This is a genomic window from Endozoicomonas euniceicola (genome assembly GCF_025562755.1).
Lineage (GTDB): Bacteria > Pseudomonadota > Gammaproteobacteria > Pseudomonadales > Endozoicomonadaceae > Endozoicomonas_A > Endozoicomonas_A euniceicola.
The window spans coordinates 930,974-956,543 of record NZ_CP103300.1 but is presented as its reverse complement, the minus strand read 5'-3'; the positions used below and the strand labels follow the sequence as shown (position 1 = coordinate 956,543).

The 25,570-nt window shown below is 48.4% G+C and carries 23 protein-coding genes; 17 read left to right on the top strand and 6 right to left on the bottom strand.

Translation table 11 applies throughout. The features are described from left to right. The first annotated feature begins 34 nt into the window (after positions 1 to 34). The 5 genes from NX720_RS03615 to menE all read left to right on the top strand — a co-directional run bounded on the left by NX720_RS03615 (position 35) and on the right by menE (position 6,749). Positions 35 to 1,480: an isochorismate synthase gene (locus NX720_RS03615; RefSeq protein ID WP_262599445.1), complete on the top strand. Its 1,446-nt coding sequence runs from the start codon at positions 35 to 37 to the stop codon at positions 1,478 to 1,480. Positions 1,481 to 1,597: 117 nt separating this feature from the next. After that, positions 1,598 to 3,349 carry a 2-succinyl-5-enolpyruvyl-6-hydroxy-3-cyclohexene-1-carboxylic-acid synthase gene (menD, locus tag NX720_RS03610; protein ID WP_262599443.1) on the top strand — a complete coding sequence of 584 codons (1,752 nt, stop codon included), beginning with the start codon at positions 1,598 to 1,600 and terminating at the stop codon, positions 3,347 to 3,349. Continuing rightward, positions 3,349 to 4,149, top strand: a complete 801-nt coding sequence (gene menH, locus NX720_RS03605; protein WP_262599441.1) for a 2-succinyl-6-hydroxy-2,4-cyclohexadiene-1-carboxylate synthase — start codon at positions 3,349 to 3,351, stop codon at positions 4,147 to 4,149. Before menD ends, menH begins: the two co-directional genes overlap by 1 nt. A 39-nt stretch (positions 4,150 to 4,188) precedes the next feature. Further along, on the top strand, positions 4,189 to 5,211 hold the full coding sequence (gene menC, locus NX720_RS03600) for an o-succinylbenzoate synthase (RefSeq protein WP_262599439.1): 1,023 nt from the start codon (positions 4,189 to 4,191) through the stop codon (positions 5,209 to 5,211). Continuing rightward, positions 5,208 to 6,749: an o-succinylbenzoate--CoA ligase gene (menE, locus tag NX720_RS03595; protein ID WP_262599437.1), complete on the top strand. Its 1,542-nt coding sequence runs from the start codon at positions 5,208 to 5,210 to the stop codon at positions 6,747 to 6,749. The genes menC and menE overlap by 4 nt, the downstream gene beginning before the upstream one ends. Here menE and NX720_RS03590 read toward each other — a convergent pair. Then, positions 6,718 to 7,533 (bottom strand): RNA-guided endonuclease TnpB family protein, encoded by an 816-nt coding sequence (locus NX720_RS03590; RefSeq protein WP_262601519.1) that lies wholly within the window; start codon positions 7,531 to 7,533, stop codon positions 6,718 to 6,720. The genes menE and NX720_RS03590 overlap by 32 nt on opposite strands. Before the next feature lie 545 nt (positions 7,534 to 8,078). Between NX720_RS03590 and ltrA the strand changes: the two genes are divergently transcribed. Next, the gene (gene ltrA / locus NX720_RS03585; protein ID WP_262596974.1) at positions 8,079 to 9,410 is read left to right on the top strand and encodes a group II intron reverse transcriptase/maturase; all 1,332 of its coding nucleotides are present in this window, start codon (positions 8,079 to 8,081) and stop codon (positions 9,408 to 9,410) included. A 357-nt stretch (positions 9,411 to 9,767) separates the two neighbouring features. On the opposite strand, the gene NX720_RS26950 is transcribed toward ltrA, so the two are convergent. Together NX720_RS26950 and NX720_RS03575 are read right to left on the bottom strand one after the other, a co-directional pair. Continuing rightward, complete coding sequence (locus tag NX720_RS26950) at positions 9,768 to 10,241, bottom strand: recombinase family protein (protein WP_404831073.1); 474 nt, start codon at positions 10,239 to 10,241, stop codon at positions 9,768 to 9,770. A 434-nt stretch (positions 10,242 to 10,675) separates the two neighbouring features. Further along, positions 10,676 to 10,894: a hypothetical protein gene (locus tag NX720_RS03575; protein WP_262599433.1), complete on the bottom strand. Its 219-nt coding sequence runs from the start codon at positions 10,892 to 10,894 to the stop codon at positions 10,676 to 10,678. Positions 10,895 to 11,621: 727 nt separating this feature from the next. Between NX720_RS03575 and NX720_RS26945 the strand changes: the two genes are divergently transcribed. The 7 genes from NX720_RS26945 to NX720_RS03545 all read left to right on the top strand — a co-directional run bounded on the left by NX720_RS26945 (position 11,622) and on the right by NX720_RS03545 (position 18,327). Then, positions 11,622 to 12,215 (top strand): RING finger domain-containing protein, encoded by a 594-nt coding sequence (locus NX720_RS26945; RefSeq protein ID WP_404831072.1) that lies wholly within the window; start codon positions 11,622 to 11,624, stop codon positions 12,213 to 12,215. A gap of 1,424 nt (positions 12,216 to 13,639) precedes the next feature. After that, complete coding sequence (gene thpR, locus NX720_RS03570) at positions 13,640 to 14,317, top strand: RNA 2',3'-cyclic phosphodiesterase (protein ID WP_262599431.1); 678 nt, start codon at positions 13,640 to 13,642, stop codon at positions 14,315 to 14,317. Positions 14,318 to 14,382: 65 nt separating this feature from the next. After that, positions 14,383 to 15,405 carry a ubiquinone anaerobic biosynthesis protein UbiU gene (gene ubiU, locus NX720_RS03565; RefSeq protein ID WP_262599429.1) on the top strand — a complete coding sequence of 341 codons (1,023 nt, stop codon included), beginning with the start codon at positions 14,383 to 14,385 and terminating at the stop codon, positions 15,403 to 15,405. 46 nt (positions 15,406 to 15,451) lie between these two features. Continuing rightward, positions 15,452 to 16,345, top strand: coding sequence for a U32 family peptidase (locus tag NX720_RS03560; protein WP_262599427.1), 894 nt, complete (start codon positions 15,452 to 15,454; stop codon positions 16,343 to 16,345). Between the two features lie 497 nt (positions 16,346 to 16,842). Beyond that, entirely contained in the window at positions 16,843 to 17,277 is a 435-nt protein-coding gene (locus NX720_RS03555; RefSeq protein ID WP_262599426.1) for a hypothetical protein, read from the top strand. Then, positions 17,277 to 18,113 (top strand): hypothetical protein, encoded by an 837-nt coding sequence (locus NX720_RS03550; protein WP_262599425.1) that lies wholly within the window; start codon positions 17,277 to 17,279, stop codon positions 18,111 to 18,113. Before NX720_RS03555 ends, NX720_RS03550 begins: the two co-directional genes overlap by 1 nt. Positions 18,114 to 18,183: 70 nt before the next feature. Next, positions 18,184 to 18,327 carry a hypothetical protein gene (locus NX720_RS03545; protein ID WP_262599423.1) on the top strand — a complete coding sequence of 48 codons (144 nt, stop codon included), beginning with the start codon at positions 18,184 to 18,186 and terminating at the stop codon, positions 18,325 to 18,327. On the opposite strand, the gene ubiT is transcribed toward NX720_RS03545, so the two are convergent. Both ubiT and thiM read right to left on the bottom strand, forming a co-directional pair. Next, positions 18,324 to 18,794: a ubiquinone anaerobic biosynthesis accessory factor UbiT gene (gene ubiT / locus NX720_RS03540; protein WP_262599422.1), complete on the bottom strand. Its 471-nt coding sequence runs from the start codon at positions 18,792 to 18,794 to the stop codon at positions 18,324 to 18,326. The two genes, NX720_RS03545 and ubiT, sit on opposite strands and share 4 nt — an antisense overlap. 18 nt (positions 18,795 to 18,812) lie before the next feature. After that, positions 18,813 to 19,622, bottom strand: coding sequence for a hydroxyethylthiazole kinase (gene thiM, locus NX720_RS03535; RefSeq protein WP_262599421.1), 810 nt, complete (start codon positions 19,620 to 19,622; stop codon positions 18,813 to 18,815). A 376-nt stretch (positions 19,623 to 19,998) separates the two neighbouring features. On the opposite strand from thiM, the gene alaE reads away from it, so the two are divergent. Further along, positions 19,999 to 20,433 carry an L-alanine exporter AlaE gene (gene alaE, locus NX720_RS03530; protein WP_262599420.1) on the top strand — a complete coding sequence of 145 codons (435 nt, stop codon included), beginning with the start codon at positions 19,999 to 20,001 and terminating at the stop codon, positions 20,431 to 20,433. A gap of 125 nt (positions 20,434 to 20,558) precedes the next feature. On the opposite strand, the gene NX720_RS03525 is transcribed toward alaE, so the two are convergent. Next, positions 20,559 to 21,716 (bottom strand): hypothetical protein, encoded by a 1,158-nt coding sequence (locus tag NX720_RS03525; RefSeq protein WP_262599418.1) that lies wholly within the window; start codon positions 21,714 to 21,716, stop codon positions 20,559 to 20,561. A gap of 466 nt (positions 21,717 to 22,182) precedes the next feature. On the opposite strand from NX720_RS03525, the gene NX720_RS03520 reads away from it, so the two are divergent. The 3 genes from NX720_RS03520 to NX720_RS03510 are packed head-to-tail and all read left to right on the top strand — an operon-like array spanning position 22,183 to position 25,557. Continuing rightward, entirely contained in the window at positions 22,183 to 23,175 is a 993-nt protein-coding gene (locus tag NX720_RS03520; RefSeq protein WP_262599416.1) for an ABC transporter ATP-binding protein, read from the top strand. Between the two features lie 13 nt (positions 23,176 to 23,188). Next, on the top strand, positions 23,189 to 23,956 hold the full coding sequence (locus NX720_RS03515; RefSeq protein WP_262599414.1) for an ATP-binding cassette domain-containing protein: 768 nt from the start codon (positions 23,189 to 23,191) through the stop codon (positions 23,954 to 23,956). Between the two features lie 44 nt (positions 23,957 to 24,000). Continuing rightward, positions 24,001 to 25,557: an ABC transporter substrate-binding protein gene (locus NX720_RS03510; protein WP_262599412.1), complete on the top strand. Its 1,557-nt coding sequence runs from the start codon at positions 24,001 to 24,003 to the stop codon at positions 25,555 to 25,557. Positions 25,558 to 25,570: the final 13 nt, after the last annotated feature.

The following is a 25,570-nucleotide window of genomic DNA, read 5'->3' as shown; positions in this document are numbered from 1 at the left end:
GTCCGGGAGATAATTTTGCTCTCCGGCTATAACAATGCAAGAAGTTAATGTTTATACACCTGCGTTGACAAACCATCTGCGGCAGCTTCTGCAGAAGCCTGCACCGGGTGTGCCTGTTGTGCGAATTGAGCAGTCAGTACCAGCGTACAACCTGCTGTCGTGGCTGGAACACCAAAAGAGCCCTCAGCCTGAAAAGAGCCCTCAGCCTGAAAAGAGCCCTCATAATCAGCAACGATCTTACTGGCGTGACCGGGACGCTGATATAGAAATTGCCACCCTGGGTCAGTGCTGGAGTATGGCGATTCCATCACGACAGGAATTGCCTGAAGCGATTGACAGAGTTGTCGCCCTGATAAACGACTCGGGCACATGGGCTGAAAAGGCCCGTTCATTGTTGTGGCTGTCGTTTTCAGATGTTGACCGGATGGTCTGGCCAGCCTTTGGCTATGGCTGTGTTTATCTGCCACAGATTGAAATGCTGTCAACCCGAAAAGGTACAACAGTGGCTTGCTATCTAAAGGCTGAGACAGATGAACTCTGGCAGTCCGATATTCGCAGTGCGCTGAAACAGCTGGCTGCCATCAAATGGCAGGTGTCTGACAGGCACGACGCTTATCAGCTTGGTCCATTGCATTACCAGCCAGGGCAGGCCGGCTGTAGCCGTAACATTGCCAGGGCTAAACAGGCCTTTATGGCGGGGGAAATGCAGAAAGTTGTACTATCACGCTCTGCCACAACCACGATCAAGGGAGTCTTTAGCCCCTGGCGGTTACTACAACGCTGGCGGGTGGCTAACCCCCGCTCTTATGTGTTTGCTGTTGAAGCAGGTAATGGTGACCTGTTTTTTGGTTGCTCTCCGGAGCGGCTAATGGCTCGACGGGGAAGAGTTATTCATACTGAAGCGCTGGCTGGCACAGCCCCCAGGGGAAGTAGCGGGGAAGAAGACAATGCTCTGGAACAATCGCTATTAAACGACAGTAAAAACATTTATGAAAACCAGCTGGTACTGAAAGATATCCGTGATCGGCTGGGAGACTTGTGCCAGTCGCTGGAGGCAGACCGAAGCCATTCAGTGGTCAAACTCAAATCTATCCAGCATTTACGTTATCTGATTCGGGGTGTGCTTAAAGCCGGAGTAACGGATGCCGGGCTTCTGACGGCTCTGCATCCCACACCAGCGGTGGGTGGTACCAGCCGGGAAGTCGCCATGCAGTTTATTGAAAACCATGAAGGTTACGCCCGTGGTCTTTATGCGGGCGTCTTTGGCATGGTCTCGCCGGAGCATACCGAAATGGCGGTTACCATTCGTTCCGGATTGCTGCGAAAACTGTCGGACAACCTGCAACAACTGTCGTTATTCTCCGGAGGTGGTATTGTTCAGGGCTCTGTGGCTACTGAGGAGTGGCAGGAGCTGAACAATAAACTGGCAACGGTGTACTCGTTGCTAAAGGATGCGGAGCAGGAAAATGTTGCACTCTGAAAAACACCAGCGCTTCGTCATCCTTGCCTGTGCGGGGATGACGATGGGGGCAATCAGAAACCTTGTGTTTCAAATGAGCTTTGGTCTATCACTTTTGGCTTTTGTGTGAATCTGTTGATGAAATTTCCAACCCGGCATCCCAACCTGAATAGTTTATGGTCAGCCCTGTTACTGGAAGAATTGTGGCGGCTTGGCGTTGAGCATATCTGCATAGCACCGGGTTCCCGGTCGGCACCCCTGACGCTCGCGGCTGCGGTTCACCCCAGCCTTCGGCAGCATGTTCATTTCGATGAGCGGGGGCTGGCTTTTTATGCCCTGGGCCTGGCGAAAAGCAGTGGCAAACCGGTGGCTGTGATAACCACGTCAGGAACCGCAGTACCCAACCTGTACCCTGCTATTGTGGAAGCTCGACAGTCTGGCGTTCCACTGGTGATCATTACCGCTGACCGTCCGCCTGAACTGATTGACTGCGGTGCTAATCAGGCCATTGAACAGCAGGATATTTTTTCCGGTTATCCGGGGGCTACGATTCGACTGCCAACCCCCAGTCTGGATATCCCCGCTAACTGGCTCCTGACCAGTATTGACCAGGCCTATGCACGTTCCTGCCGGCAAGGTCTGCCACTGCATATTAACTGTATGTTCCGGGAGCCTTTGTATCCCGGCAAAAAGGATGAAGACTACTCTCTGTACCTGGCTGAAACGACCCGCTGGATTGAATCCGGCTCTCCCCATACGGAATATGAACTGCACGGGGATGGCAGTTTAAATGCCAGCCCGGTGTCGTGGGCTGAATTTATGTCAGGTAAAGGGTTGGTGGTGATTGGTCGTCTGAGAACCAGCGACGATATCAATGCTGTGCTGGTTCTGGCACAGCAGTTGGGCTGGCCGGTTCTTGCGGATATTCAGTCTCAGCTGCACGGGCATCCTGGGGTTATCCAGCACAGTGACCTGTTGCTGGCATCCCGCTCAGGCAGGGCGTTAATGTGTCAGGCTGACCGTGTGTTTCAGGTGGGCGGGCATCTGATCTCCAAACGGCTTGACCATTTTCTTGGCAGTCATCGCTGGCAGCATTATTACATGCTGGGGCGTGAAGTCAGGCGCATGGATACCGGTCATTGTCAGACTTATCGCATGGTGGGCAATATTGGCCGAATCTGCCATCAGCTGGCGCAGTTGCACGTTGGATCAGAAGAACCTTTGCAGCCAGAATGGCTCGACGCTTTTCAGGCGCAGGGGCAACGTATTGCTAGTGTCGTACGACTAGGGCAGTCAGAGTCTTTATCCGAGCGGTGGGTTGCTGCCAGCCTGTCAACACTGCTGCCTGAAGAAGCCTCCCTGTTTATTGGCAATAGCCTTCCCATCCGTTTGATGGATATGTTTTCTGCCCATCGTTCTTATGGTGTCTACACTAATCGGGGGGCCAGTGGCATTGATGGCCTGATGGCGACTGCCGCTGGCTGCTCAGTAGCAACACAGAAACCGCTGGTTCTGCTGCTGGGCGATATTTCGTTCCTGCATGACCTGAACTCTTTGCAGTTAGTCAGAAACCTTAATTCCCCAATGCTGATCATTTTGTTAAATAACGACGGTGGCGGCATTTTCAACCTGTTGCCACTGGCAAAGGGTGATTCAGCCATCAGGCACCGGGCCATGGATTATTTCACGACACCGCACGGTCTGGATGGCAGTCACGCAGCCGCCCTGTTTGGTATTGAGTATGAATGCCCGGAATCCATCGCTGCTTTCAGGCAGGTTGTGGAACGGTCGCTGCTGCGTTCGGGTTGCACTCTGCTTGAGGTGAAAACCGAACCGGGAGAGGCTGCCCGTGATATCAGCCAGACTATTGCTCAGGTAGAGGAGTTGTAATGAATAACCTTGCTTACCGAACCTGGGGTATTCGGGGGCGTCCGACCCTGGTATTACTGCATGGTTTTCTGGGAGACAGTGAAGACTGGTTGCCGCTGGTGTCACTGCTGGAAGAAGATTTTTACCTGGTGGCTGTAGACCTTCCGGGGCACGCTAAAAGCCTGAATGTCGAACTGTCTGACGACAAGGCATTTGCACTATTCAGTGACCTGCTGGATCTGACCCTGCATCAGCTGGACCTGAAACATTACAGCCTGTTGGGGTACTCCCTGGGTGGGCGACTGGCTCTGTTGCACAGCCTGAGCCACAGCCACAGGGTTGAGCAGCTGTTACTGGAATCCTGTCATCCGGGGCTGGAGTCGGAAGCTGACAGAGACATACGTCGCCAGAGTGATAAAGAGTGGGCAGAGCGTTTCCGGACGGAGCCTCTGGATGAAGTGCTTCAGCAATGGTATCACCAGCCTGTTTTTGCCGACCTGAACAGCCAGCAAAGACAGACTCTGATGGAATACCGGCTCGAAATAAACAGAAATGGTCGTTTACTGGGTGACATACTCGAATACTGTAGTTTATCCAGACAGCCTGCCTGCTGGGGGCAAATGGAAGATGTTCCGTTTCCTGTTCATTACTTTTACGGGGAACGGGATTTGAAATACACCGGGATTGCTTTGCGGTTGCATAAGTCCGGTAGTCTGGCCGGCCTGCATAAAATTGCTGGTACCGGTCACAATATCCATCGGGAGCGGCCAGCTGACATGGCCGCTATCATTCGACAGCAGCTGGGGCGCTCCAGCGAGTAAATGGTGGCTCTTAATGAAGAGATGGGTGGAGAAAGAGGAATGGAAATAGTTGGCTCGAAGGTTTACCAGTATGACTTGCCCCTGGCCTGGCCTTTGCCACTGAAAAAAACAAAACTGACCCGTCGGCAGGGGTTGATTCTGGAGTTAAAGGTAAACGACGCTGATCAGGGCGTTGGATACCTTTACGGCGAAGCCGCGCCGCTTCCTGACTTTAGCCTTGAAAGCCTGGATGCCGCCCGACAACAACTGGGGGAGATTGCTTCAGCGCTGGCAGGGCAGCAGGTTGATCCGGAGTCTTTCAATAGTCAGGAATGGTATGGTCAGCCTGTCTACCCCTCCGTTGCCTTTGCTCTGGAATCAGCGATCAGCCTGCCAGTGCTTCTGGCTGATGATAATGAAACAGCGTTGCCTGTCGCGCCATTGTTAACCGGGTCGACGATGGAAATGCTGAGGCGCATAGAATCCTGGTCATCTTGCTGGCCCGTTGCCTTTAAGCTTAAAGTGGCTCGTGGGGAGTTGAAGTCAGAGGTTTATCGGGTAAAGCAGCTTCTTGAAGCATTGCCAGAGCCCGTTTGCCTGAGGCTGGACGCTAACCGGGGCTGGTCATTAGAGCAGGCGGTAGAGTTTGCCCGTCAGATTGATTCATCCCGTATTGCCTATATAGAAGAGCCCGTGGATAACGCCGCGGATTGTCCCGCCTTTTATCAACAGACACGTATGCCTTTTGCCTGGGATGAAACCCTGCAAAACCCGGAGTTTGAATTCTCGCCGCAAACAGGCCTTGCCGCCATTGTCGTGAAGCCCGCGCTGGTTGGTGGTATTCGTCGCTGTGAAAGTCTGGTCAGCGCAGGCAGAGAGGCAGGTGTTCACGTCATTATCAGCTCAGCCTTTGAGTCGGTGCTGGGTGTCAATACGCTGGAAACCCTTGCAAGAATCTGGGCACCCGGTGAAGCGGCGGGCCTTGATACTCTTACGGCTTTTGAGCATCACCTGCTTGATCAGCCTGTTGCCCTCTGGCAACGTCTGCCTGAGCCGGTATTACAACATATGGAGCGGGTGTGACTCTTCCTCTGATCGAATGCCCTTTACGCAGAATGGCTTTGTCATCACCGGATTGCGCAGCGGTGAAGGTGAATGATCGTAGCGTGTCGGCTCTGCAACTGGATGCCTGGGTTGAGGACTACCGTCAGCAGCTGGCGTCACGACTCAGTGCAGGTGACCGCTTGCTGGTCATACTTCAGGACAAACTTGAGACTGTGGTTGTCATGCTGGCCTGTCTGCGTTCGGGGCTGGTTTACTGTCCGGTTAACCCGGTGTTTCCTGAATCCCGGATTCTGGACTATGCCGCCAACATTGGTGCCAGCGCTTACGTCACTGATAACCACTTTAATCCTGAATCAATAGTACCGGTTGGAAGGCCTGCGCTGACTGCCCGGATGGTGGCTGTTGACTCGTTGGTAGTCCTTGATCGCAAAGTAATCGTCGATCTGATACCCACCTCAGGTACAACCGGCGTTCCAAAGGCAGTGGCTCACTGTTTGGATAACCATCTGTTCAGTGCCAGGGGCTCTGCTGCTGTTATTGAGCTCACTCAGGGCGATGGCTGGTTGTTATCGCTGCCTTTGTTTCATGTGGGTGGCTTCAGTATTGTTATTCGTTGTCTGATGGCAGGGGCCTGTATGTTGATTGATCAACAAGGGCTGCCGCTGTCACGGTTACTGAATGCTATGCCAGTAACTCATATCTCTCTGGTCAATACCCAGTTACAGCAGATAGTGCAGGGTGATCATTGTATTGATCTTGCCGGAACCCGACTTAAAACTATTTTGCTGGGTGGGGGTGTTGCCTCAGCCCCTCTGGTCAGGACCGTACAGGAAAAAAATATTCAGATTCTGACCACTTACGGAATGACAGAAATGAGTTCCCAGGTCTGCACAGGTGTACCGCAGTTTACCTCTGAGGGCGTTACATCCGGTGAAGTGCTGCCTTACCGAAGGGTTAAAATTGCCAGTGATGGTGAGATTCTTGTGGCTGGCGAATCCTTATGCCTGGGTTATTACTTTGAAAGTCAAGGCAGTAGTCGAGTTGTACCAGTGGTTGATGCGGAAGGCTGGTTTCACACGGGAGATCTTGGCGAGTGGGTTGATCAGCAAATCCGTGTTCTGGGGCGCAAAGACAATATGCTGATTTCCGGAGGAGAGAATATTCATCCTGAAGAAATTGAACAGGCATTGCTGGCCTGCGAAGACGTTGCACTGGCGGTTGTGGTGGCGGTGACGGATGCAAAGTTTGGTCAGCGACCTTTGGCCTTTGTGGAAATGGTGGGCGGAACCGTCAACGAGCTGGAGATAAAAAATTTTCTGGCAGACAAGATAGCGCGATTCAAAATCCCCGATCGTATTCTGCCTTTGCCAAACAAGTTGTCAAACGAGTTGCTAAAAGAGTTACCACCTGAATTTGCAGGGCAAAAGTTATTTACAGGGATCAAGCCAAACCGTCGTTTATTGCAGGAACTGGCCGGGAGCCTCTTGATTAAAACCGCAACGAACGCAACATTCGTTGTTATGATTAAGGCTCAAGCTGCCTTGTTAGATTTTTAAGAAGGACGTTTCTCGCACCGTTGATGTCTCTGTCAACTGTGAAACCATTGCCTTTTATAACTTTTGATGAACCAAGCCGATCATCAATACTGCCATCCCATGAGCGGGTCTTTGACGTGTACGCTTCATTGCAATCCACAACGTGCTTTCCGTACTTTCTGGCGTACCACTTCAAACGCACCTTAAACCCGTAATGATTGAGATCTAGCATCTGGCGGCAGGTATTCCGGCGTATGGTACGCACCTTTTTGTCTTTTCGTGTGACCATACCCCTCGTCTCGAAAGACGGCAGAAAGATAACGTCATAATTGGATACAAGCTCGAACGCCAGTCGGTTATGCAAGTCCAGAATAATGTCATCTTTCTTGCACTTAAGGCGGTTAATCTCTTTGTCAAAGTTGACAATACGATCCTGCGCCCACTGAGGCATGTCAGGAAACTTTATGCCTTTTTGGGTGTTTAGAATCTTTTGTTTTTGCCCAATGAAATTGTCAACTCGTTTCATAAGCGGGAACAACTTTTCTTTGGCAAAGTCATTTCCTGCAATTAAAGCCTCTTTATCGCTGAAACAGGTAGCAAAAGTTCGCACTCCGGGGTCGATCCCAACACACTTCACTGCGCCTTGGATATCGGCATTGAGTTCTATGTGTTGTTGAACCTGAATGAACCAGCGCCCTTTGTCACAGGTAATAACGCATGATTTACCAATGGCTTCGGCAGGCACTTCTTCCGTTAGATGGATTCTGCCCAACGCATTAACGCAAGGGTTCAATCCCTTTGGCAGTCTATCAATAGAGAATGAGTGCCTGCTTCCTTTACGGCTCTTAAAACTTATTTCTGAGAAACCTCCAGTGCGCTGGGATAAGCAGCGTGTATCTTGCGGGTGAAAGTCCCGCTACGGAAGGAGAACCAGCTCCACCGTATAGCGAGTCTTGCGTTGCTGGCGGTAACAATAGTGACGAAGCGTAGACAGCGAAATATTCGAGCCGAAACCGAATGGTGAACGTGATAGCTCCGAAATCCCTCTGATTGTGGGTGCCGATACTCTTGGATTTGTAGCAGGCCAAAGAGTGTTGTGCGAGGTTAAACTGGGAAATCCGAACGACACTACCCACCGGAGTCGCAGGCGTCGGCGAGTTTATAGAGATACACGACTGAACCCAGGAGATCCATAGGGTTCTCGACGGATTGAGTATGCGAAGCGCAAGTGCAAAACACGAGGCTTTGCAAATGACCTTATGGAAGTCGGAGTCAGCCATAGTAGTGATGAAGCGAGTAATGACCGTGGAGCGAAGGGCTGGCAGATAGATCGAGCGTGAGAGCGAAACAATGACCGTACTCAGCAACGACGGACAATCATGGTTAACGAAACTTGAGCGCATAGGCGAGAAGTCAGCATACGACAGACAAATGGTGTTCAATAATCTTGGGCACTTGCTGAATGTCAACATGCTGAAGGGACAATTCTTTCGGCTGGACGGGAACAAGGCCGTAGGTATTGACCGTGTGACAAAGGCTGCTTATGGCGAAAAGCTGGACGAGAACATTAATGATCTTCTCCAGCGTATCCGCCGTGGCACCTACAAACCCAAGCCAGCAAGGATCACTGAAATCCCAAAAGAGGACGGCAGTAAACGACCTCTGGCCATATCCTGCATTGAGGACAAGCTGGTGCAGCTTGCAGTCAGCCAAATCCTCAACAAGATATACGAGCCACTGTTTCTGCCATGCTCATACGGTTTCAGACCCGGCTTGAACTGTCACGATGCTTTGAGGGCTTTACAGCAGTCTACCTACCGTAACTGGAATGGGACTGTTGTGGAGATTGATATCCGCAAATACTTCAATACTATTCCCCACAAGGAATTGATGAAGATATTGCGAGCCAAGATATCAGACCGGCGCTTTCTCAGGCTCATCGAAGTTCTGATTACTGCGCCCGTGATGGAACACAAACAAGTATCCATAAATCGGGAAGGCTGCCCACAAGGTTCAATCCTGTCACCTGTCCTTGCCAATATCTACCTGCACTATGTGATTGATGAATGGTTTACCAAGGTAAGTCATTCACACATCAGGGGACGGGCAGAAATGGTGAGATACGCTGACGACATGGTATTCACCTTCGAGGTGCAAAGCGAAGCAGAACGCTTCTACAAAGTCTTACCTAAGCGATTAGAGAAGTTTGGCCTGAAGCTGCACAAGGACAAATCGCAGATAATACCTGCGGGACATGTGGCGGCTTTAAGGGCAGACCGATCAGGGAAACGCCTGCCGACGTTCAACTTCCTTGGGTTTACCTGCTATTGGGGTAAATCGCGAAAAGGCTACTGGCGACTGAAGTTTACCAGCCGCAAAGACCGTTTCGCAGCCAAACTCAAGGGGTTGAGGGGCTTCCTCTGGAAGAACCTGAGTTCTGACCGTGTGCAAACACTGAAGACTGCGATTAGAGTGATAAAGGGGTGGATTAACTACCACGGCATCTCTGATAATCGTAGACGGGTCAAGCAATTCATAGAGCAAGGTAAGCGCATCATCCTTAAATGGCTTAACCGCCAAGGTGGAAAGCGATACTTGAATTGGGAGAAGTTGAGCAAAATCCTCAAAGCACTTGGTTATCCGGAGAAATGGAAAACTGTGTCAATGTTCCAGTCTCGCTGAATATGTGTGGGGACACTGGTCTATCGGGAGCCGGATGCGGTAATTCCGCACGTCCGGTTCTGAGGAGGGGCCTGCTCAGGTGACTGAGCAGGTCTACTCACCCTTGCCCCTTTGAGTTTTTTGTTTTTACTGCAAACAGACTTGAATGTTGTCGCTGCCGCTAGTGTTCCATTATCTGAAATAATAGAGTTATAAGCCCGTCCATTGTCTTTTTGCTCCTTCTCCACCTGAGCCTTTATCGACGGGCGCATATTAATAAATTTACCATTTTCGTCCTTGTATTTGTCATTGCGGAACCGCTCTACAGCCAGGTTGTAAGAACGCCTGTAAAGAGCAAGTGCATCCCTGTAGGCCGGTTCATTCTCCGGGTAAATTCTGATCCTTTTTGATGCTACGATCTTTGCGCCTTTTAGCGGAACGCTGTCCGTAGTGGCTGTTGCAGAACGAGGTAATGAAACCGATAAGCTCATGGGTATCAAAGGCTTCACCGGAACCATTCGAGTCATCCAAAACTTCGATTTGTCCTCCTGATAATTCAACGAGCCACTTGATAAGTTCGAATCCTGATCGTGCGAGCCTGTCTTTTGTGGTAACCACAATGTGGGTTGGATGGTCGCACATCGCTGATTCCAGAATGGTTTGCAGTCCTTTTCGTTTAAAGTTGAAAGCACTGGCAATGTCACTGATAAATTCTGCGTCAGGATACCTTTCGAGCAAGCGTCGCCTTTGCGTAGCAATGGAAGATTTTTGCTTCCCTGAGCTAACCCTTGCATAGCATATCTTCCTCTGCTGGTTGATGAATATGCGGTAGTGCCCCCCGCTCGTTTGCATTATTTTCTCGTAATGACCGCTTTCGATCTTTCGCCTTATTGTCTGGGTTGTTACGCCCTCAATCTTGGCAAGTTTGGTTGTGGATACCCACAAAATAAACGCCTCTGGCTATCTATGTTGTTGTCAGTATAACAAGTTATGTTGCGATTGTTGCATGACAGGAAGAATTGGCAGCTTCAATCAATGGCCGCTATACTTCTATCCGGGTCGATTCTTACTATTATGGCGCACATCATAGCAATGTTTGGCCGTTACCCCTTCTTACTGTTGCATATCTCTTGCGCTGCAAGCCCGGAAAAGACAGGTAATATAAGGCTTTTACCTAAACAAAAGGAAGAAGGTTCTGCTATGAAAGGGTTTGACATGTTGGTACTCATAATCTGCGAAGGTTGATGCTTATGCCTGCTTTTAGGTGTGCAGTGTGCGGCTGCGGGTTAAGCACCTCTGGTGCCTTGATTCGACATATGCGTATCCACACCGATCACCCTTTTCATCGATGTGACGCCTGCGGACAAGGTTTTGGCGAGCTTGAAGACCTGAATATTCATATGCTTATCCATCATATCGGTGGTAGAAGACGTTTTCAATGTACTCTCTGCAGATGCCGTTATTGGGGGGCTGATGGGCTGAATCGGCACATGCGACGTGCTCATAATAACCGGGACGACGAACTTGCATCTGGTGCACAAGTAACGACACGTACTCAACATGCAGAATCCTTACATGGTATTAGAAATACCGTAGAAACGTTAGCCTCTCCCCTTGGCACTGCCATTGTCGCAACAGTTGAAAGTGTTACATCCCAGGCAGCCGCGATAACGGTCTCTCAAGCTTCCGGTACAGTTACCAATCTTGACCCGCGTGACCTGGTGCGAGATCCTGGTAATGAATGTTCTATTTGTTTTGATAGTTTAAATGTTGGAGAAACTATAGAGACTCCATGCTGCAAGGTTAAATTCCATATTGCATGTCTTCGCACGATACAAGTGAATTTCGGCGGAATATTTCCTTGCCCGCATTGTCGGACACTGCTTACGCGCGAGTGGCTCGATAGAGCACCAGCGTTATAGCTTGCTCTGACGGGTCAGCTTATTCTTGATATACCTTCACTTGCCAGGTTGGCAGCTTCAATCAATGGCCGTTATACCCCTTCAGCGGCGAAGAAAATATCTTACTGTTGTATATCCATATCCCTTGCGCTTCAAGCCCGGAAAAGACAGATAATATAAGGCTTTTACCTAAACAAAAGGAAGAGGGTTCTGCTATGAAAGGGTTTGACATGTTGGTACTCATAATCTGCAAAGGTTAATGCTTATGCCTGATTTTAGGTGTGAATTGTGCGGCAGCGTTTTTAGCTGCCATAATGCCTTGGATTTCCATATGCGTATCCATATCGGTCGACCTCTTCATAAATGTTTCACCTGCGGACGCAGTTTTAGAAATATTGATAACCCGTATTCGCATACGTTTTTCCATGAGTATGGTCCAAGACCTTTTAGTTTTCATTGTGCTGTCTGCGGACTCGGTTTTTGGCGGGCTAAAACAATGAAGCGGCACATGCGACGTAAACATCGGGACGACGAACTGACATCCGGTGCACAGGCAACGACAAGTACTCAACATACAGAATCCTTTGAAAATACCGTATCAATGGTAAACTCTCCCGTTGGCGCTGCCATTGTCACAAAAGTTGAAAGTTTTACATCCCCGGCAGCTACGATAACGTACTCTCAAGCTTCCGGTACAGTTACCGTTCTTGACCCGGGTGACCTGGTGCGAGCTCCTGATAATGAATGTCCTATTTGTTTTGATAGTTTAAATGATGGAGAAACTATAACTACTCCATGCTGCAACAAAATATTCCACACTGCATGTCTTCGCACGGTACAAACGAGTTTCGGCGGAGAATTTCCTTGCCCGAATTGCGGGACAATGCTTACGCGCGAGTGGCTCGGAAGAACGCCAGCGTTATAGCTTGCTCTGACGGGGCAGCTTATTCTTGAGATACCTTCACTTGCCAGGTGGCAGCTTCAATCAATGGCCGTTATACTTCCATCAGTGTCGGTTCTCGCTAGCAGTGTTTGGCCGTTATACCCCTTCAGTGGCGAAGAAAATATCTTACTGTTGCATATCCATATCCCTTGCGCTTCAAGCTCGGAAAAGACAGATAATATAAGGCTTTTACCTAAGCAAAAAAGAAGAGGGTTCTGCTATGAAAGGGTTTGACATGGTGGGACTCACAATTTGCAAAGGTTGATGCTTATGCCTTCTTATGTTTGTGATGTGTGTGGATCGCTTTTTAATAGACCCCGTTCCCTGGCTCGGCATATGTGTATACATGTGGGTGAAAGGCGTTTTCGATGTGATAGGTGCGGAAACAGTTTTCGCCATCGTGCAGACCTGACTCAGCATATGCGTACCCATACCGGTGACAGACCTTTTCAATGTGTTAGGTGCGAAATCAGTTTTCGCGATCGTGCAGACCTGGATCGGCACATGCATTCTCTTCATCCTACATCCGGTATATCATCCGGTATATATAGTGCACAAGCAATGACACGTACTCAACATGCAGAATCCTTACATGGTATTAGAAATAGAGAAGCAACGCTAGCCTCTCCCCTTGGCACTGCCATTGTCACAACAGTTGGAAGTGAGACATCCCGGGCAGTCGCGATAACGGTCTCTCAAGCTTCCGGTACAGTTACCGATCTTGACCCGCGTGACCTGGTGCGAGATTCTGGTAATGAATGTCCTATTTGTTTTGATAGTTTAAATGATGGAGAAACTATAGAGACTCCATGCTGCGAGGTTAAACTCCATATTGAATGTCTTCGCACGGTACAAACGAGTTTCGGCAGAAGATTTCCTTGCCCGCATTGTCGGACAATGCTCACGCGCGAGTGGCTCGAAAGAACACCAGCGTTATAGCTTGTTCTGACGGGGCAGCTCATTCTTGAGATACCTTCACTTAGGGGAACGGAAGGTTAGAATATACCGCTGTTGGCTATTAGCTTTTGGTGGTTGGCTGTCTGAGCAGCTAATAGCCAACCGCCAAAAGCCCGGTAAGACATTGAATGCTGCGCCCCTTACCAGGGTAGAAGTTGTTCCGGTTTCTCAGCTGTGTCGGCATAAGTTAGCTCTTTCAGAGTGTGGCTCAGGGACTTGAAAGGTTCCTGGTGGCTTGGTGTGAAAAATGCCGGAAGCTAGAGTCTGTTAGGCGAAAATACGCATTCAGGGTCGTATTTCTGCCTAGAAGCAGGCATAATCATCTTCCCTGCTGAGTGAGTGTAATAGCCTGTAGGTAGGGGTAACGAGCCAGAAAAGTAGAATCCGTCGCTGACAGTTATGGTTGTATCCAGAGTTTTTTTGCAACGCGGCGAAATATGAAGTATCCGATGACCAGAGAAAAGCAAAACTCTATTTCCAGTAAAAAGAGTTCCAATAAAGCAAGCTCCCCTAAAGCAAGTTCCGATAAAGCGAACCCCAGAGGAACGGCTTCTAAGGCAACAGTGCGTGCATTTGTTGCGATAAAGCTGCCGTTGGAGCTGGCAGCGATGCTGCATAAAAAAGCGCGGAATCGTGCAGGAGATGCACTGGTGCATAAAATGCGCTGGGCTGCGCCTCAGCAACAGCATATCACCTTGCGCTTTCTGGGAGAGTGTACCCATGAGCAACTGAAGCAATACAGTGCTTATCTGGAATCTGCTTTTTCCTCAGAGCACGCTTTTTCTGCTATGACCGGGCGCTATGAGGTTTTTCCTGACACGAACCGACCAAGAGTGTTGGCCCTGAGTATGCACTCCGGACAGCAACTCAACAGTCTGGCCCGTATTTGTGAAGAGGCTGCTGCATTCTGTGGCTTAAGACAAGAGCTGCGCAATTTTCGCCCTCATGTCACCCTGGCACGCTTCAAACAACATCACCATGTTTCCCCAAGACATTTCTTCCACATGCCGAGCTTTCGTATGAGTATCTGTGAAGTGGTACTTATGCAGAGTGAAACCAGTTCGGATGGAGCCACCTACCGCACGCTTCAGACCTTCCCGTTACAATCATTGGTACAGTCTGCTTGATAGGGATCAATACCTATATTGGATGCCTGTGATAGTCTCACCGGATTAGAACGAGGGAGCGCATTATGGAGCTGGTTTGTCCGGCAGGTAACTATCCATCTTTAAAAGCAGCCGTTGATAATGGTGCCGATGCGGTTTACATCGGCTTTCGGGATAACACCAATGCCCGACATTTTGCCGGTTTGAATTTTACGGATCAGCGTGCGCTAAAAGCACTGGATTATGCCCGCAATAATAATGTTCGTCTGTTTGTTGCTATCAACACTTACGCCCAGGCTGATCAGTGGTCACGCTGGCAGTACGCTGTGGATGCCTGCGCGGATTTGCAGGCGAGTGCCTTGATCGCTGCGGATATGGGAGTAATGGCTTACGCCTGCGAGAAGTATCCGGAATTACCCCTGCATCTGTCGGTGCAGGGGTCTGCGACCAATGCGGCGGCTCTGGCATTGTATCATCAACAATTCAATATCTGTCGTGCTGTTCTGCCACGGGTTTTATCATTAAAACAGGTGCAGGCACTGGTAAAAAAGAGCCCGGTAGAGTTGGAAGTCTTTGCCTTTGGAAGTCTGTGCATCATGGCAGAAGGTCGTTGCCTTCTGTCGTCTTATGTCACAGGTGAGTCGCCTAATACGGCAGGAGCCTGTTCTCCCGCCTCAGCAGTGCGCTGGGAAAAAACGGCGAATGGCGGTATGAACACTCGCCTGAACGGTGTTCTTATTGATCGCTTTTCAGCCAATGAGCAGGCAGGCTATCCCACTTTATGCAAGGGGCGCTTTAAGGCTCAGAACATGGCTCATGGCAACGTTCATAACAAGGCGACGCATGCGCTGGAAGAACCTACCAGCCTGAATACTCTGAACCTGATTCCTCAACTGTCCGACATGGGCATCAGTGCTGTAAAAATAGAAGGTCGGCAACGCAGTCCGGCTTATGTGGCTGCTGTGACCAGGGTCTGGCGGGAAGCGCTGGATGCTTATAAAGCGAATAAGAGTGACTTTCAGCCAGAAGAACGCTGGATGGCAGAGCTCAGCAAATTGTCCGAAGGTAGTCAGACGACACTGGGTGCTTATAGCCGACCCTGGCAATAACTTACACATATTTAATGGAGCCTGATCATTCAGGAGGAATGACCGAATGCAAACGACTCTTGGACCCGTGCTGTATTTCTGGCCCAGGCAGGATGTTTTTGATTTTTATGAAAAGATAGCCCGGTCAGACATTGACCGGGTCTGCCTTGGGGAAGTGACCTGCTCCAAGCGGCGGGATCTGAATTATGGCGACTGGCTGGCGATTGCCCGTCTGCTCACGGATGCGGGTAAGAAGGTGATTTTATCAACCTTGACGCTGCTTGAATCCGAATCGGAATTGTCCCAGGTGCGAAAGATTTGTGACAACCATGAATTTATGGTTGAAGCAAACGACATGTCTGCCGTTAAGTTTCTGTCGTCTAATGGGTTTGAGTTCTGTACCGGCCCCTCATTGAATATCTATAACGCCTATACATTAAAACAGCTGTATAAACTGGGTTTGAAGCGCTGGGTGCTGCCTCTGGAATTATCAGAGCAAAAGCTGGGCAGTATTCTGGAGCAGGCAGAGGAGCTGAGCCTTAACGATAAGATTGAGACGGAAGTGTTCAGTTATGGCTATATGCCGCTGGCCTATTCAGCCCGCTGTTTTACCGCCAGGGTTAACGACAAAGGTAAGGATGAGTGTGACTTTATCTGTCGTAAGGTGCCCCAGGGAGTACCACTGGCCACTCAGGAAGGTGAACAGCTGTTTACTTTGAACGGTATTCAAACCATGTCCGGACACTGCATGAATATACTTGATCGCTGGCAGGCGATGGAAAAGCTGGGTGTGCACTCCATGCGTTTGTCCGCGCACTCCCATGATGTGCTTGATATTGCAGACGGACTCACCCGTTCGATCAGGAATGGCAAGGCTTTTGTTTCTGAACTGTCTGCTGAACAGTGTAATGGCTACTGGGAAGGTGGGTCTGGTAAGGATCAGATATATCGTCGCCCGTAGTCGGTTGATGGTTTTATGTATAGTTGCTGTAGGTTGGGAAGAGCGGGGTGTGAGGCAAAGTCTGAGGGTTATTCTGTGCTGCAATTGGTGAGATAAATTCTGGGAATGGCGGGAGGTGCAGAATTATGTGTCTGTGCCTGAGGAGATTACCGACTGAGTTGCATTACACCCTTCCGCATTGTAATCTCTACCTCAATCATACGACAGTAAGTTAGTAATATTCTGTAAAGTTTGGTTCTGGTAGTGGACATGTGTTTAATTTTAGACATGGCGTCCATCAATTTGTAGAGCCGGAAAAGCAGCGATGTTTGTTCATGCAGTGCATGAGTTGTCTCAGTAATACCGTTGATTGTTGGTTGTTGATTGTTGATTGTTGATTGTTGATTGTGGTCTGGGTGGTTTTTTAAGCCGCCTATGTGGAGGTGAGCATAGAGTGCAAGACCTACCTCCACATGTTCTAAAAAATTAAGAAGTTAATTAACTAATTAATTAATAAAATGAAAAGAAATTGTATCAATAATAAAGCAGCTTTTATTTTTCTGGTTTTATTCAGCGTGACTGGTTTTGCTGAGTCACTAATTGACAGATATCTTGCGCCAAGGCTCGCTGTAGATTGCCAGGCTTACTTGGAGTTTGATCCACATTCGGCCACTGCGTTTATATTTTCATCCGTTGTGGATACTGACTTATATTATTGGGCGACAGATTTTTATGCGCACGATGGTCTTTACAGTCAGTGTGATCCATATGAATCATTCCCTCGAGATAGGGTTGAATACCCAGATCCGATATCTATTCAGGATGCGTGTGATCTGTTGCAGCTTGATGAACATGACCGTCCAATGATAATGATTTTCAACGGTTTGGTAGAAATAACCAGAGACCCTTCTTTCCAAGGCGAAGTGTGCTCCATAGAGGGGGTTCTAAACTAATGACTCGTATCAAACCTGTGTATCGGGCAACTTTTTCTATAGTTACGATTGTCGCTGTTTCTGCCTTCTTGCTCTTTCAATGGGACGTAAGAAGCTGTTTTGTTGAGCAGCCATCGTTAAAGAACGAAAAAAAAATACAGCAGGAAGTTGTTTTAGTGCCTGAGAAAGATGAACAGCCACGCAAGTTGTTTCAGGCTTCTACCAATGCATCGGAAAAAATAACAACGGCAGTTGTGCAGGGTGGCGACCAGAACTTAAAGCAAAGTTTCAACCGGGACAAATATGCTGAACAACTAAGGGAGGCACGCCGCTTAAAAAGTTGGTCGCTATGGCTTGAGAAAGTGTCCAGTGGTGAAATTAGTCTGGAAGGTTTGTCTATAAGAGAGGTAAACACATTACTCCAGATTGCTGTTGGTCGATCTGATGTTGAGTTTATGTATGAGTTGATCAATTCTGGCTATAACCTGCCTAAATACGCTTCCAGGCATATGTTTAAGCGCTTTGAGAAAGAAGAGGATATTTTACTTAAGCTAAATTTTTTGCAAAGTCAGGATAACTACAATATAGAAAAAATAGAATACGAATATATTTTTATGACTGCAATTGGATTTGGCTATCATGAAGTTGCTCGAAGTGTGTTACCTTACATTAATGTAAAAGAGCTAAATCCTAATCAAGTGATGTACAGGATGCTTAAGGGTGTCAGTCCATCCAGAGCATTTTTTAGTGAGCTGGAAGGCTTAGGCTTTGAACCACCCGAAGATCTAAGCGAGTTGTTAAATAGTTCCACAACAAGAAATAGTGAGTTAAAAGAATATTTACTTTCTTCTCAATAAAAAATTGGATATTCGGCCTTTGATAAAGATGAGCTGGCAGAGCAGATGGCGAAAGATTGTCTGGGTACTATTGAAAGTGGTCAAGGTGGCTAATAGCAAATGGGAGGCTCTGACATTTCTGTCCAATCGTCGTACGCAGACAAACAGGGGGCAGTTTCCCCCCCTGTTTGTCCAGAGTGCTCAAAGTCATGTTCAGCACGGCCTGCCTGATTAACGACTAAAGTCTTCCAGTTTATTACCCAGCTTCATCAGTGCCTGGAATGCTTTGGGCAGCTGTTCGGTATCAATGCTGTCGAGCAGGTTTTTCAGTCCTAACCCCAGCTCTGTATCCCCTTCAATCATTAAACGACGTTGGAAGAACAGTGTGTCAGGGTCTTCCCTGCGCAATGCCAGCGTTCGAAATGCCATACTGTCACCGCTGAACACGACATCGCATGGGCGACCGCTAACGGCTTTGAGCTGGTTGCCATCAAAGCCTATATGAAAGCTCAACTCTGCGTCGGTGATATGAATTTTTACCCAGCGCTGCTCCATAAAATCGAACTCGCCTTCTTCAACAGGCTCACGAAATACATGGTTGATGGCTTTTTCCAGTGGTGCAGTCATCAGCTCGTCTGGCATCAGACGTAGCGGGGTGGTCAGGGTTTTTACACTGGGCAGGGGTGGTGTTGGCAAAGCCATAAAGGCTCCTTTTTATTGTTAAATCAGAACTTCAAGGCTTAAACGGGCTTGAATCGTTTCAACATCCAGCAGGTATAACTCGTCCAGAAGATGCATTTGCAGGGAGCCGGGTCCTTTTGCGGCAAAGGCTGCTTTTTCACCGGCGATTCCGAGACAGGCGATACTGGCAGTGACTGCCAGCCATGGGTCATTGCTACTGGCCAGAAATGCTCCGGTCATTGCGGTGGCGGTGCAGCCGGTTCCTGTTACTTTCGCCATCATGGGGTGGCCGTTAGTGATTTTTGCTATGCGTTGACCATCAATAATGTAATCCGTCGCGCCAGTGACGGCGAGAACTGTATTCAGTTGAGCGGCGCGTTGCTGAAGGTAGCTGAGGGTTTCATTGAGAGCGTCGTCGCTGGAGCTGTCTGTATCCACACCTCTGCCGGTGGGCTTACCAGTCAGCAGGGTCAGGATTTCAGAGGCATTGCCCCGGATAGCTGCTGGTTTTAGATCCAGTAGCTCGGTGTTTAGTTGTAATCGATAAGGGGTGGCTCCGGCACCTACCGGGTCCAGAATCCAGGGTTTACCCTGTTCACGGGCTGCCTGAATCGCTTTTCTGATCGCAGCCCGCTGGGTTTCAGAGGGAGTGCCGGTATTGATCACCAGGGCGCTGGCAATACTGACCATGTCGGCCATCTCTTCAGGTGCGTGTGCCATAACCGGCGAAGCGCCAATGGCCAGCAATGCGTTGGCGGTGGTGTTGGTAACAACCAGGTTAGTGATGTTGTGAACCACTGGTTGCTGCTGTCTCAGGGCTGCCAGTGTGGCAGAGATTTCAGAGTGCATTGTTTGTATTGGCTCAGGTGAAAAAAAGGATCGCTAAACTTTAGCCGAAAAATGCCTTGACAGATTATACATGAGGCTTGAAATCGGCGGATTGATATGGATCATGTGGTGTAGGTTGGTGATTTTGGTGGATGCTTCTATCTGTTTACGCTTGTATGGATGTATATATCCCTTATTAGTGTATTTGTGTGGTTTTATACTCTAATTAGCTTGTTAATACAGAGGATATAACTATTGTAATTTAGTGGTTTTATCGTTAAATTTAGCGCGTCAAAAGCAGGTGCTGTTCTGTATCTGTCACTAACACAACATCCGTTTTTCTTCTGTGCCTTTTAGCACAGGGAGTATTTATTGTCTTGATTGTCCGGGGATAAAGATGTCTATCAAGCGTGAAACCATTGCAGATACCTTTGCGCTGATCAGTTTTGGTCTGGTTGTGGGTATGTCCGTTGAATTGTTTGTGGCCGGTTTAAGCATTGAACAGTCTTTGCATTCGCGCTTATTAAGTATCCCTGTGAATCTTCTTATTGCCCGGCCTTACGGTATCTACCGGGACTGGGTCATAGCCCTGGGCAGAAAAGTGACTAATAACTCCCTGATGGACTCGGTCATGGATATTCTGGCATTCCTGACCTCCCAACTGCCGCTTTATGCAATGATGGTGGGTACTTCCGGTGCCTCTCTGGACCAGGTGGCGACTGCCTGTATGGGGCAGGTGGGTGCGCTGATTCTGATGGGACGTCCTTATGGCATTTATATGCAGATGTGCCGTAACTGGTTTGCTGAGCGTCCCACTGTGCAAACTGCATAATTATTGAGTGCCAGTCATTGAAGCGACAACGTTTAATTGAGTTAACTGACCTCCGGCATAGCCGGAGTTTACCTATGTTAATTAAAATATGGCAGTTGTCGCTTTATGTTTGAGTTACTTTATTGCTACTTTCTACCTTCCCAGCGGAAAAACAAAATAGTCCAGACAAGCAGGTGTGGGAGACAGTGTATAAGTGTTGTCTGCTCTTCAGAAAAATATTGATAAGCTGCCAGAGAAAGAGATCCTAGTCCCAGTGAGTAGTCCAGGGCAAGGGAGCTTGGTGTCAGAATATTTTTTAGTTTATCCAGCAGTTTATCCAGCAGTTTATCCAGTTCCTCTTTTGGGATTCTTAACAACCCCATTCCGGGAATAACAAATAAAGAAACTGTCTGGTCTGAATTCAAAAATACCAGCATATAGATATTACTGTTTGGTTCTGGCCATTGAAAAATGTACTGTTTTGAGTCTGAGTCTTCTAACAAATACAAAATGCTAAATTTGTAAGACTCCATATCTTCTGGTTTCTTTGGTAAGATATCTGTGCATACAGGTTGGAAAAGGGACCGATACATTTTAGTTTTATGATTATCGCCAAAATCATTCAAATAGTTATGTAGATTGTTTGTAAGGGATGTAAGTTCAGGGTTCATGTTATGAGATTCTACGACTAAAAGAACATAGAATAAATTAACAAAAAAACGACTTGCATTCACCAATGTAAATAAATCCGCGTCATTTCTGAAAACTCTTCGCTGTATGCCTAAAACGCTGATCTGGTTAAGTAGTGTTGTGTAAAGTATGCCAATTCCTACATTTAGACCACATGCATTACTAAGGGCAAGAATAACTTCAATATCCCGCAGGCTTAATAACTTATTTAAAGTGTTATTGTTATTTGGGGGCAGGGATTGCTGAATATGTGTTCGCATATTGTTAAAGTCTGTATTGATTCTTGTGACTGTATTCCTTGATTGTTCATTCAGTGATATCGGCCCGGAGGACACGCATTGCCTTGCAACTGTCAATAAGTGTTGAAGTGATTTGTTCTGTGTGGGTTCATCCTCAAGTATTTTAATAATGACATTACACAAGCCTATGACTCCCTCGCTGGCTAGCCCCGACGAGTCGATAGTTCCGCACTTTTCACAAACTCCACCTTCGGCTCCGGGATTCATGGCACCATTGCACTTAGGGCAGGAGGCATTAGCAGTAAACGTAACAATAACCAATGCAAGGGCAACAAGACCCCTTAAAATAAAAAAAGTTAACTTTGATTTACACATTTCAAAATATAATCCTGGTTTGAGTTAACTGGGAGAACTCTGAACCTCAGTTTTTTCTTCTGAACCGGAGAGTGTTTATAAAACAGGTTTATTACAGCTTTCTGGAAAGTAGAGTAAATTGTTAAGGTTGTCCAAAATAAATAGGATTGGACATTTTTTGTCGTGTATTTTCTTACTCTCTCTTCTTTGATATAGTCCGGACAAAGTCGCACGGACAGGTAGTGTGCGCCGCAGCGGATACTTGAATGATTTTTCAGCAAACAAGACAAATTCTGTGACGCTTATTTATCAATAACTGCTTTGTCGTACTCATGGTTTTTTGTTCAGAAGTGCCGGGCCTTATTCATCAACAGGCAGACCTCTACCCGCTCAAGGCCAGATGTACATCGCATTCGTGTGCCATAAATAACAATAAATATTGCAGGCAGTTGCATGGGTTGTTGCTGTTTGCAGACAAGGGGGCTGTATGTCTTTATTGGAAGTGAAGGGTCTGCGCATTGAGTTTCCGTCGCGCCATGGGGTTGCGGTGGCAGTGAATGATGTGTCTTTTGCGGTCAGTCGGGGAGAGATTCTTGGACTGGTCGGTGAATCGGGCGCGGGCAAATCAACCATTGGTAATGGCATTATTGATCTGCTCAGCCCTCCCGGACGTGTCGCATCGGGTCAGGTCGTTCTGACGGGAGAGACTATTTCCGGTTATTCCGGAGAGGCGATTCGACAGGTCAGGGGAAGTCGTATCGGATTTATTTTTCAGGACCCGATGACATCCCTGAACCCACTCCTGACCATTGAAACCCAGCTGGTTGAAACCATTCGCACCAATCTGCAACTGGATGAACCGGCTGCTTCCAGAAAAGCCCTCGCCATGTTGCAGGCGGTGGGTATTCCCGAACCGGAAATACGCATAAAACAGTACCCGCACCAGTTCTCCGGAGGTATGCGACAAAGGGTTGTTATTGCCATTGCCCTGTCCTGCGATCCGGAACTGATTATTGCCGATGAGCCCACTACGGCACTGGATGTGTCGGTGCAGGATCAGATATTGCAGCTTATTCGCCAGCTCTGCAAAGAGCGTGATGTGGGCTGTATTCTCGTGACTCACGATATGGGAGTTATTGCCAATACCACTGACCGTGTTGCGGTTATGTATAGGGGCGAAGTGGTTGAAATTGGCACAACCGGGCAGATTCTTCATGATCCGGTTCATGACTATACCAAAAGCCTGATCAGTGCGGTGCCAAGAGCTGACATTAAGCTCCATCGGTTTCCCAGGGTTGAATACATAGAAAAAGTACAAACCACGGCTATTGATGTTAAAAATCACTGGCTGGGTCAGCAGGAAACCTTTGGCGAGCTTCATGACGGGCATCTGCTTGAAGTACAGAATGTTCATTTGAAATTTGAAACCCAGTCTGCCTTTCTGAAAAAAAAACCGAAAATACGTTCAGGCTTCCGATAATGTCTCCTTCTCTGTGCAGGAAGGGGAAACTTTTGGACTGGTCGGAGAGTCAGGTTCAGGCAAGTCAACTATTGCCAGGGTTATCGCCGGGCTTTATACGCCAGACAGTGGCGAGATTGTTTACGCCGGCAGGGATATCAGCAGGCTGGATGACAGAAGTCGCCGTCCCATCAGACGACAGATTCAGATGGTATTTCAAAATCCCTATTCAAGCCTTAATGGGCGGATGAAAGTCAATGACATTATTGCTGAACCGATACGCTTCCATGGTCTTGCGAATTCGGAGTCGCAGATCCGGCAAATTATTGCCGACCTGCTGGATCATGTAGGACTGGGCAGTCAGGCAGGCGTGAAATATCCCCATGAATTTTCCGGCGGTCAGCGGCAACGTATTTCCATTGCCAGGGCTCTGGCGACACGACCAAGGTTGCTGATCTGTGATGAGCCGACTTCAGCCCTGGATGTGTCTGTTCAGGCACAGATTTTAAACCTGCTGAAAGACCTTCAGGACGAGTTGAATTTGACCATGCTGTTTATCAGCCACGACTTGCCGGTTATTCGCCAGATGTGTGACCGGGTGGCGGTTATGAAGCAGGGGGCTGTTGTTGAAATAGCCGACACTGAGCAACTGTTTACCCAACCGGCGCACACTTATTCCCGAAGCCTGATTGAGTTGATGCCACAAATGCATCAGTTTTCGCGGGAAGGCCTGGATGTAGAAGGACAAGCAGAAGGTAAAAGCCCGTTACGACAACGGAATACAGGGTTCGCCCTGGTTTGACGTCAGTTGTCATATAACAAAAACAGTCCCGCAGGAGGGAAATAATGAAAAAAATCCTTAAGTCGATGGCAGGCATGGTGCTTGCCACAACACTGGCTGTAGGGGCACAGGCCGCAACCCTGAAAGTGGCTTATGACTCTGACCCGGTCTCCCTTGATCCCCATGAACAACTGTCCGGTGGAACGCTGCAAATGTCCCATTTGCTGTTTGATCCGCTGGTGCGCTGGGATAAGGATATGAACTTTGAGCCTCGTCTGGCGACAAAGTGGGAGCGTAAGGATGATCTGACCATGCGTTTTCATCTGCGTCAGGGCGTGAAGTTCCATTCCGGTAATGATTTTACGGCCAAAGATGTGAAGTGGACCTTTGATCGCCTGAGAAGCAGCCCGGATTACAAGGCCATATTTGAAGCCTTTGCGGAACTTAAGGTGATTGATGATTACACCATTGACCTGGTGACGAAAAAGCCGTTCCCGCTGGTGCTGAATAATGCCACGTACATCTTCTCAATGGACAGTGAGTTTTATACCGGCGATGACGACAAGGGGCAGCCAAAAGACCGTCTGGTCAAACACGCAGGTTCCTTTGCTTCCCGCAATGCTTCCGGCACCGGGCCATATATTGTTGAGCGACGTCAACAGGGGGTCAGAACAGACTATAAGCGATTTGCTGACTACTGGGATAAACAGTCTCCGGGTAATGTCGAGACCATCACCCTGACACCGATCAAGGAAGGCCCTACCAGGGTTGCAGCCCTGCTGGCGGGTGATGTTGACTTTATTTTCCCTGTGCCACCTAACGACCATAATCGTATTTACCGTTCTTCCAACTCTGAACTGGTGGTTCTGCCCGGAACCAGAGTAATTACACTGCAACTGAATCAGGAACGTGTAGAAGCCTTTAAAGACAAACGTGTACGTCAGGCGATCAACTACGCCATCAATAATAAAGGGATTGTTGACCGTGTTATGCGCGGCTTTGCTACCGCAGCAGGTCAGCAGGGGCCTAAAGGTTATGCGGGTTACGTTGAAGGTCTGAAGCCTCAGTACGATCTGGAAAAGGCCAGGCAGCTGATGAAAGAAGCGGGTTATGAAAAGGGCTTCAGTATCACCATGCTGGCACCGAATAACCGTTATGTTAATGATGCCCGTATTGCTCAGGCGGCAGCCAGTATGTTGGCAAAGATCAATATCAAGGTGGATTTGAAGACGATTCCAAAAGCTCAGTACTGGCCAGAATTTGATCTGCGTGCTGCGGACATTATGATGATTGGCTGGCACTCTGATACTGAAGATTCTGCCAACTTTACCGAGTACCTGACTGCCTGTACTGATGAGTCAACCGGTTGGGGTCAATATAACAGCGGCAACTACTGTAACCACAAGGTAGACGACATGATTCGTTTAGCCAATCAGGAAACCGATCTGGCTAAACGCGCGGCTATTCTTCAGGATGTTGAACGTACTCTCTATGAAGAAGCGGCTTATGTGCCTTTGCACTGGCAGAACCTGGCCTGGGGCGCAGGTAAGGGTGTGCAGGCTGAGAGCGTCGTCAATGTTATGAATTTCCCATACCTCGGTGACCTGGTGGTGACCCAGTAAGGGTCGGGCGGTT

Excerpts from the sequence above, each read along its gene's own strand:
- NX720_RS03615 (WP_262599445.1), top strand. The coding sequence starts at position 35 with ATGCAAGAAGTTAATGTTTATACACCTGCGTTGACAAACCATCTGCGG.
- menD (WP_262599443.1), top strand. The coding sequence starts at position 1,598 with ATGAAATTTCCAACCCGGCATCCCAACCTGAATAGTTTATGGTCAGCC.
- menH (WP_262599441.1), top strand. The coding sequence starts at position 3,349 with ATGAATAACCTTGCTTACCGAACCTGGGGTATTCGGGGGCGTCCGACC.
- menC (WP_262599439.1), top strand. The coding sequence starts at position 4,189 with ATGGAAATAGTTGGCTCGAAGGTTTACCAGTATGACTTGCCCCTGGCC.
- ltrA (WP_262596974.1), top strand. The coding sequence starts at position 8,079 with ATGACCGTACTCAGCAACGACGGACAATCATGGTTAACGAAACTTGAG.
- NX720_RS26950 (WP_404831073.1), bottom strand. The coding sequence starts at position 10,241 with ATGCAAACGAGCGGGGGGCACTACCGCATATTCATCAACCAGCAGAGG.
- NX720_RS03575 (WP_262599433.1), bottom strand. The coding sequence starts at position 10,894 with ATGAGCACGTCGCATGTGCCGATTCAGCCCATCAGCCCCCCAATAACG.
- NX720_RS26945 (WP_404831072.1), top strand. The coding sequence starts at position 11,622 with ATGCGTATCCATATCGGTCGACCTCTTCATAAATGTTTCACCTGCGGA.
- thpR (WP_262599431.1), top strand. The coding sequence starts at position 13,640 with ATGACCAGAGAAAAGCAAAACTCTATTTCCAGTAAAAAGAGTTCCAAT.
- ubiU (WP_262599429.1), top strand. The coding sequence starts at position 14,383 with ATGGAGCTGGTTTGTCCGGCAGGTAACTATCCATCTTTAAAAGCAGCC.
- NX720_RS03560 (WP_262599427.1), top strand. The coding sequence starts at position 15,452 with ATGCAAACGACTCTTGGACCCGTGCTGTATTTCTGGCCCAGGCAGGAT.
- NX720_RS03555 (WP_262599426.1), top strand. The coding sequence starts at position 16,843 with ATGAAAAGAAATTGTATCAATAATAAAGCAGCTTTTATTTTTCTGGTT.
- NX720_RS03550 (WP_262599425.1), top strand. The coding sequence starts at position 17,277 with ATGACTCGTATCAAACCTGTGTATCGGGCAACTTTTTCTATAGTTACG.
- ubiT (WP_262599422.1), bottom strand. The coding sequence starts at position 18,794 with ATGGCTTTGCCAACACCACCCCTGCCCAGTGTAAAAACCCTGACCACC.
- thiM (WP_262599421.1), bottom strand. The coding sequence starts at position 19,622 with ATGCACTCTGAAATCTCTGCCACACTGGCAGCCCTGAGACAGCAGCAA.
- alaE (WP_262599420.1), top strand. The coding sequence starts at position 19,999 with ATGTCTATCAAGCGTGAAACCATTGCAGATACCTTTGCGCTGATCAGT.
- NX720_RS03525 (WP_262599418.1), bottom strand. The coding sequence starts at position 21,716 with ATGTGTAAATCAAAGTTAACTTTTTTTATTTTAAGGGGTCTTGTTGCC.
- NX720_RS03520 (WP_262599416.1), top strand. The coding sequence starts at position 22,183 with ATGTCTTTATTGGAAGTGAAGGGTCTGCGCATTGAGTTTCCGTCGCGC.
- NX720_RS03510 (WP_262599412.1), top strand. The coding sequence starts at position 24,001 with ATGAAAAAAATCCTTAAGTCGATGGCAGGCATGGTGCTTGCCACAACA.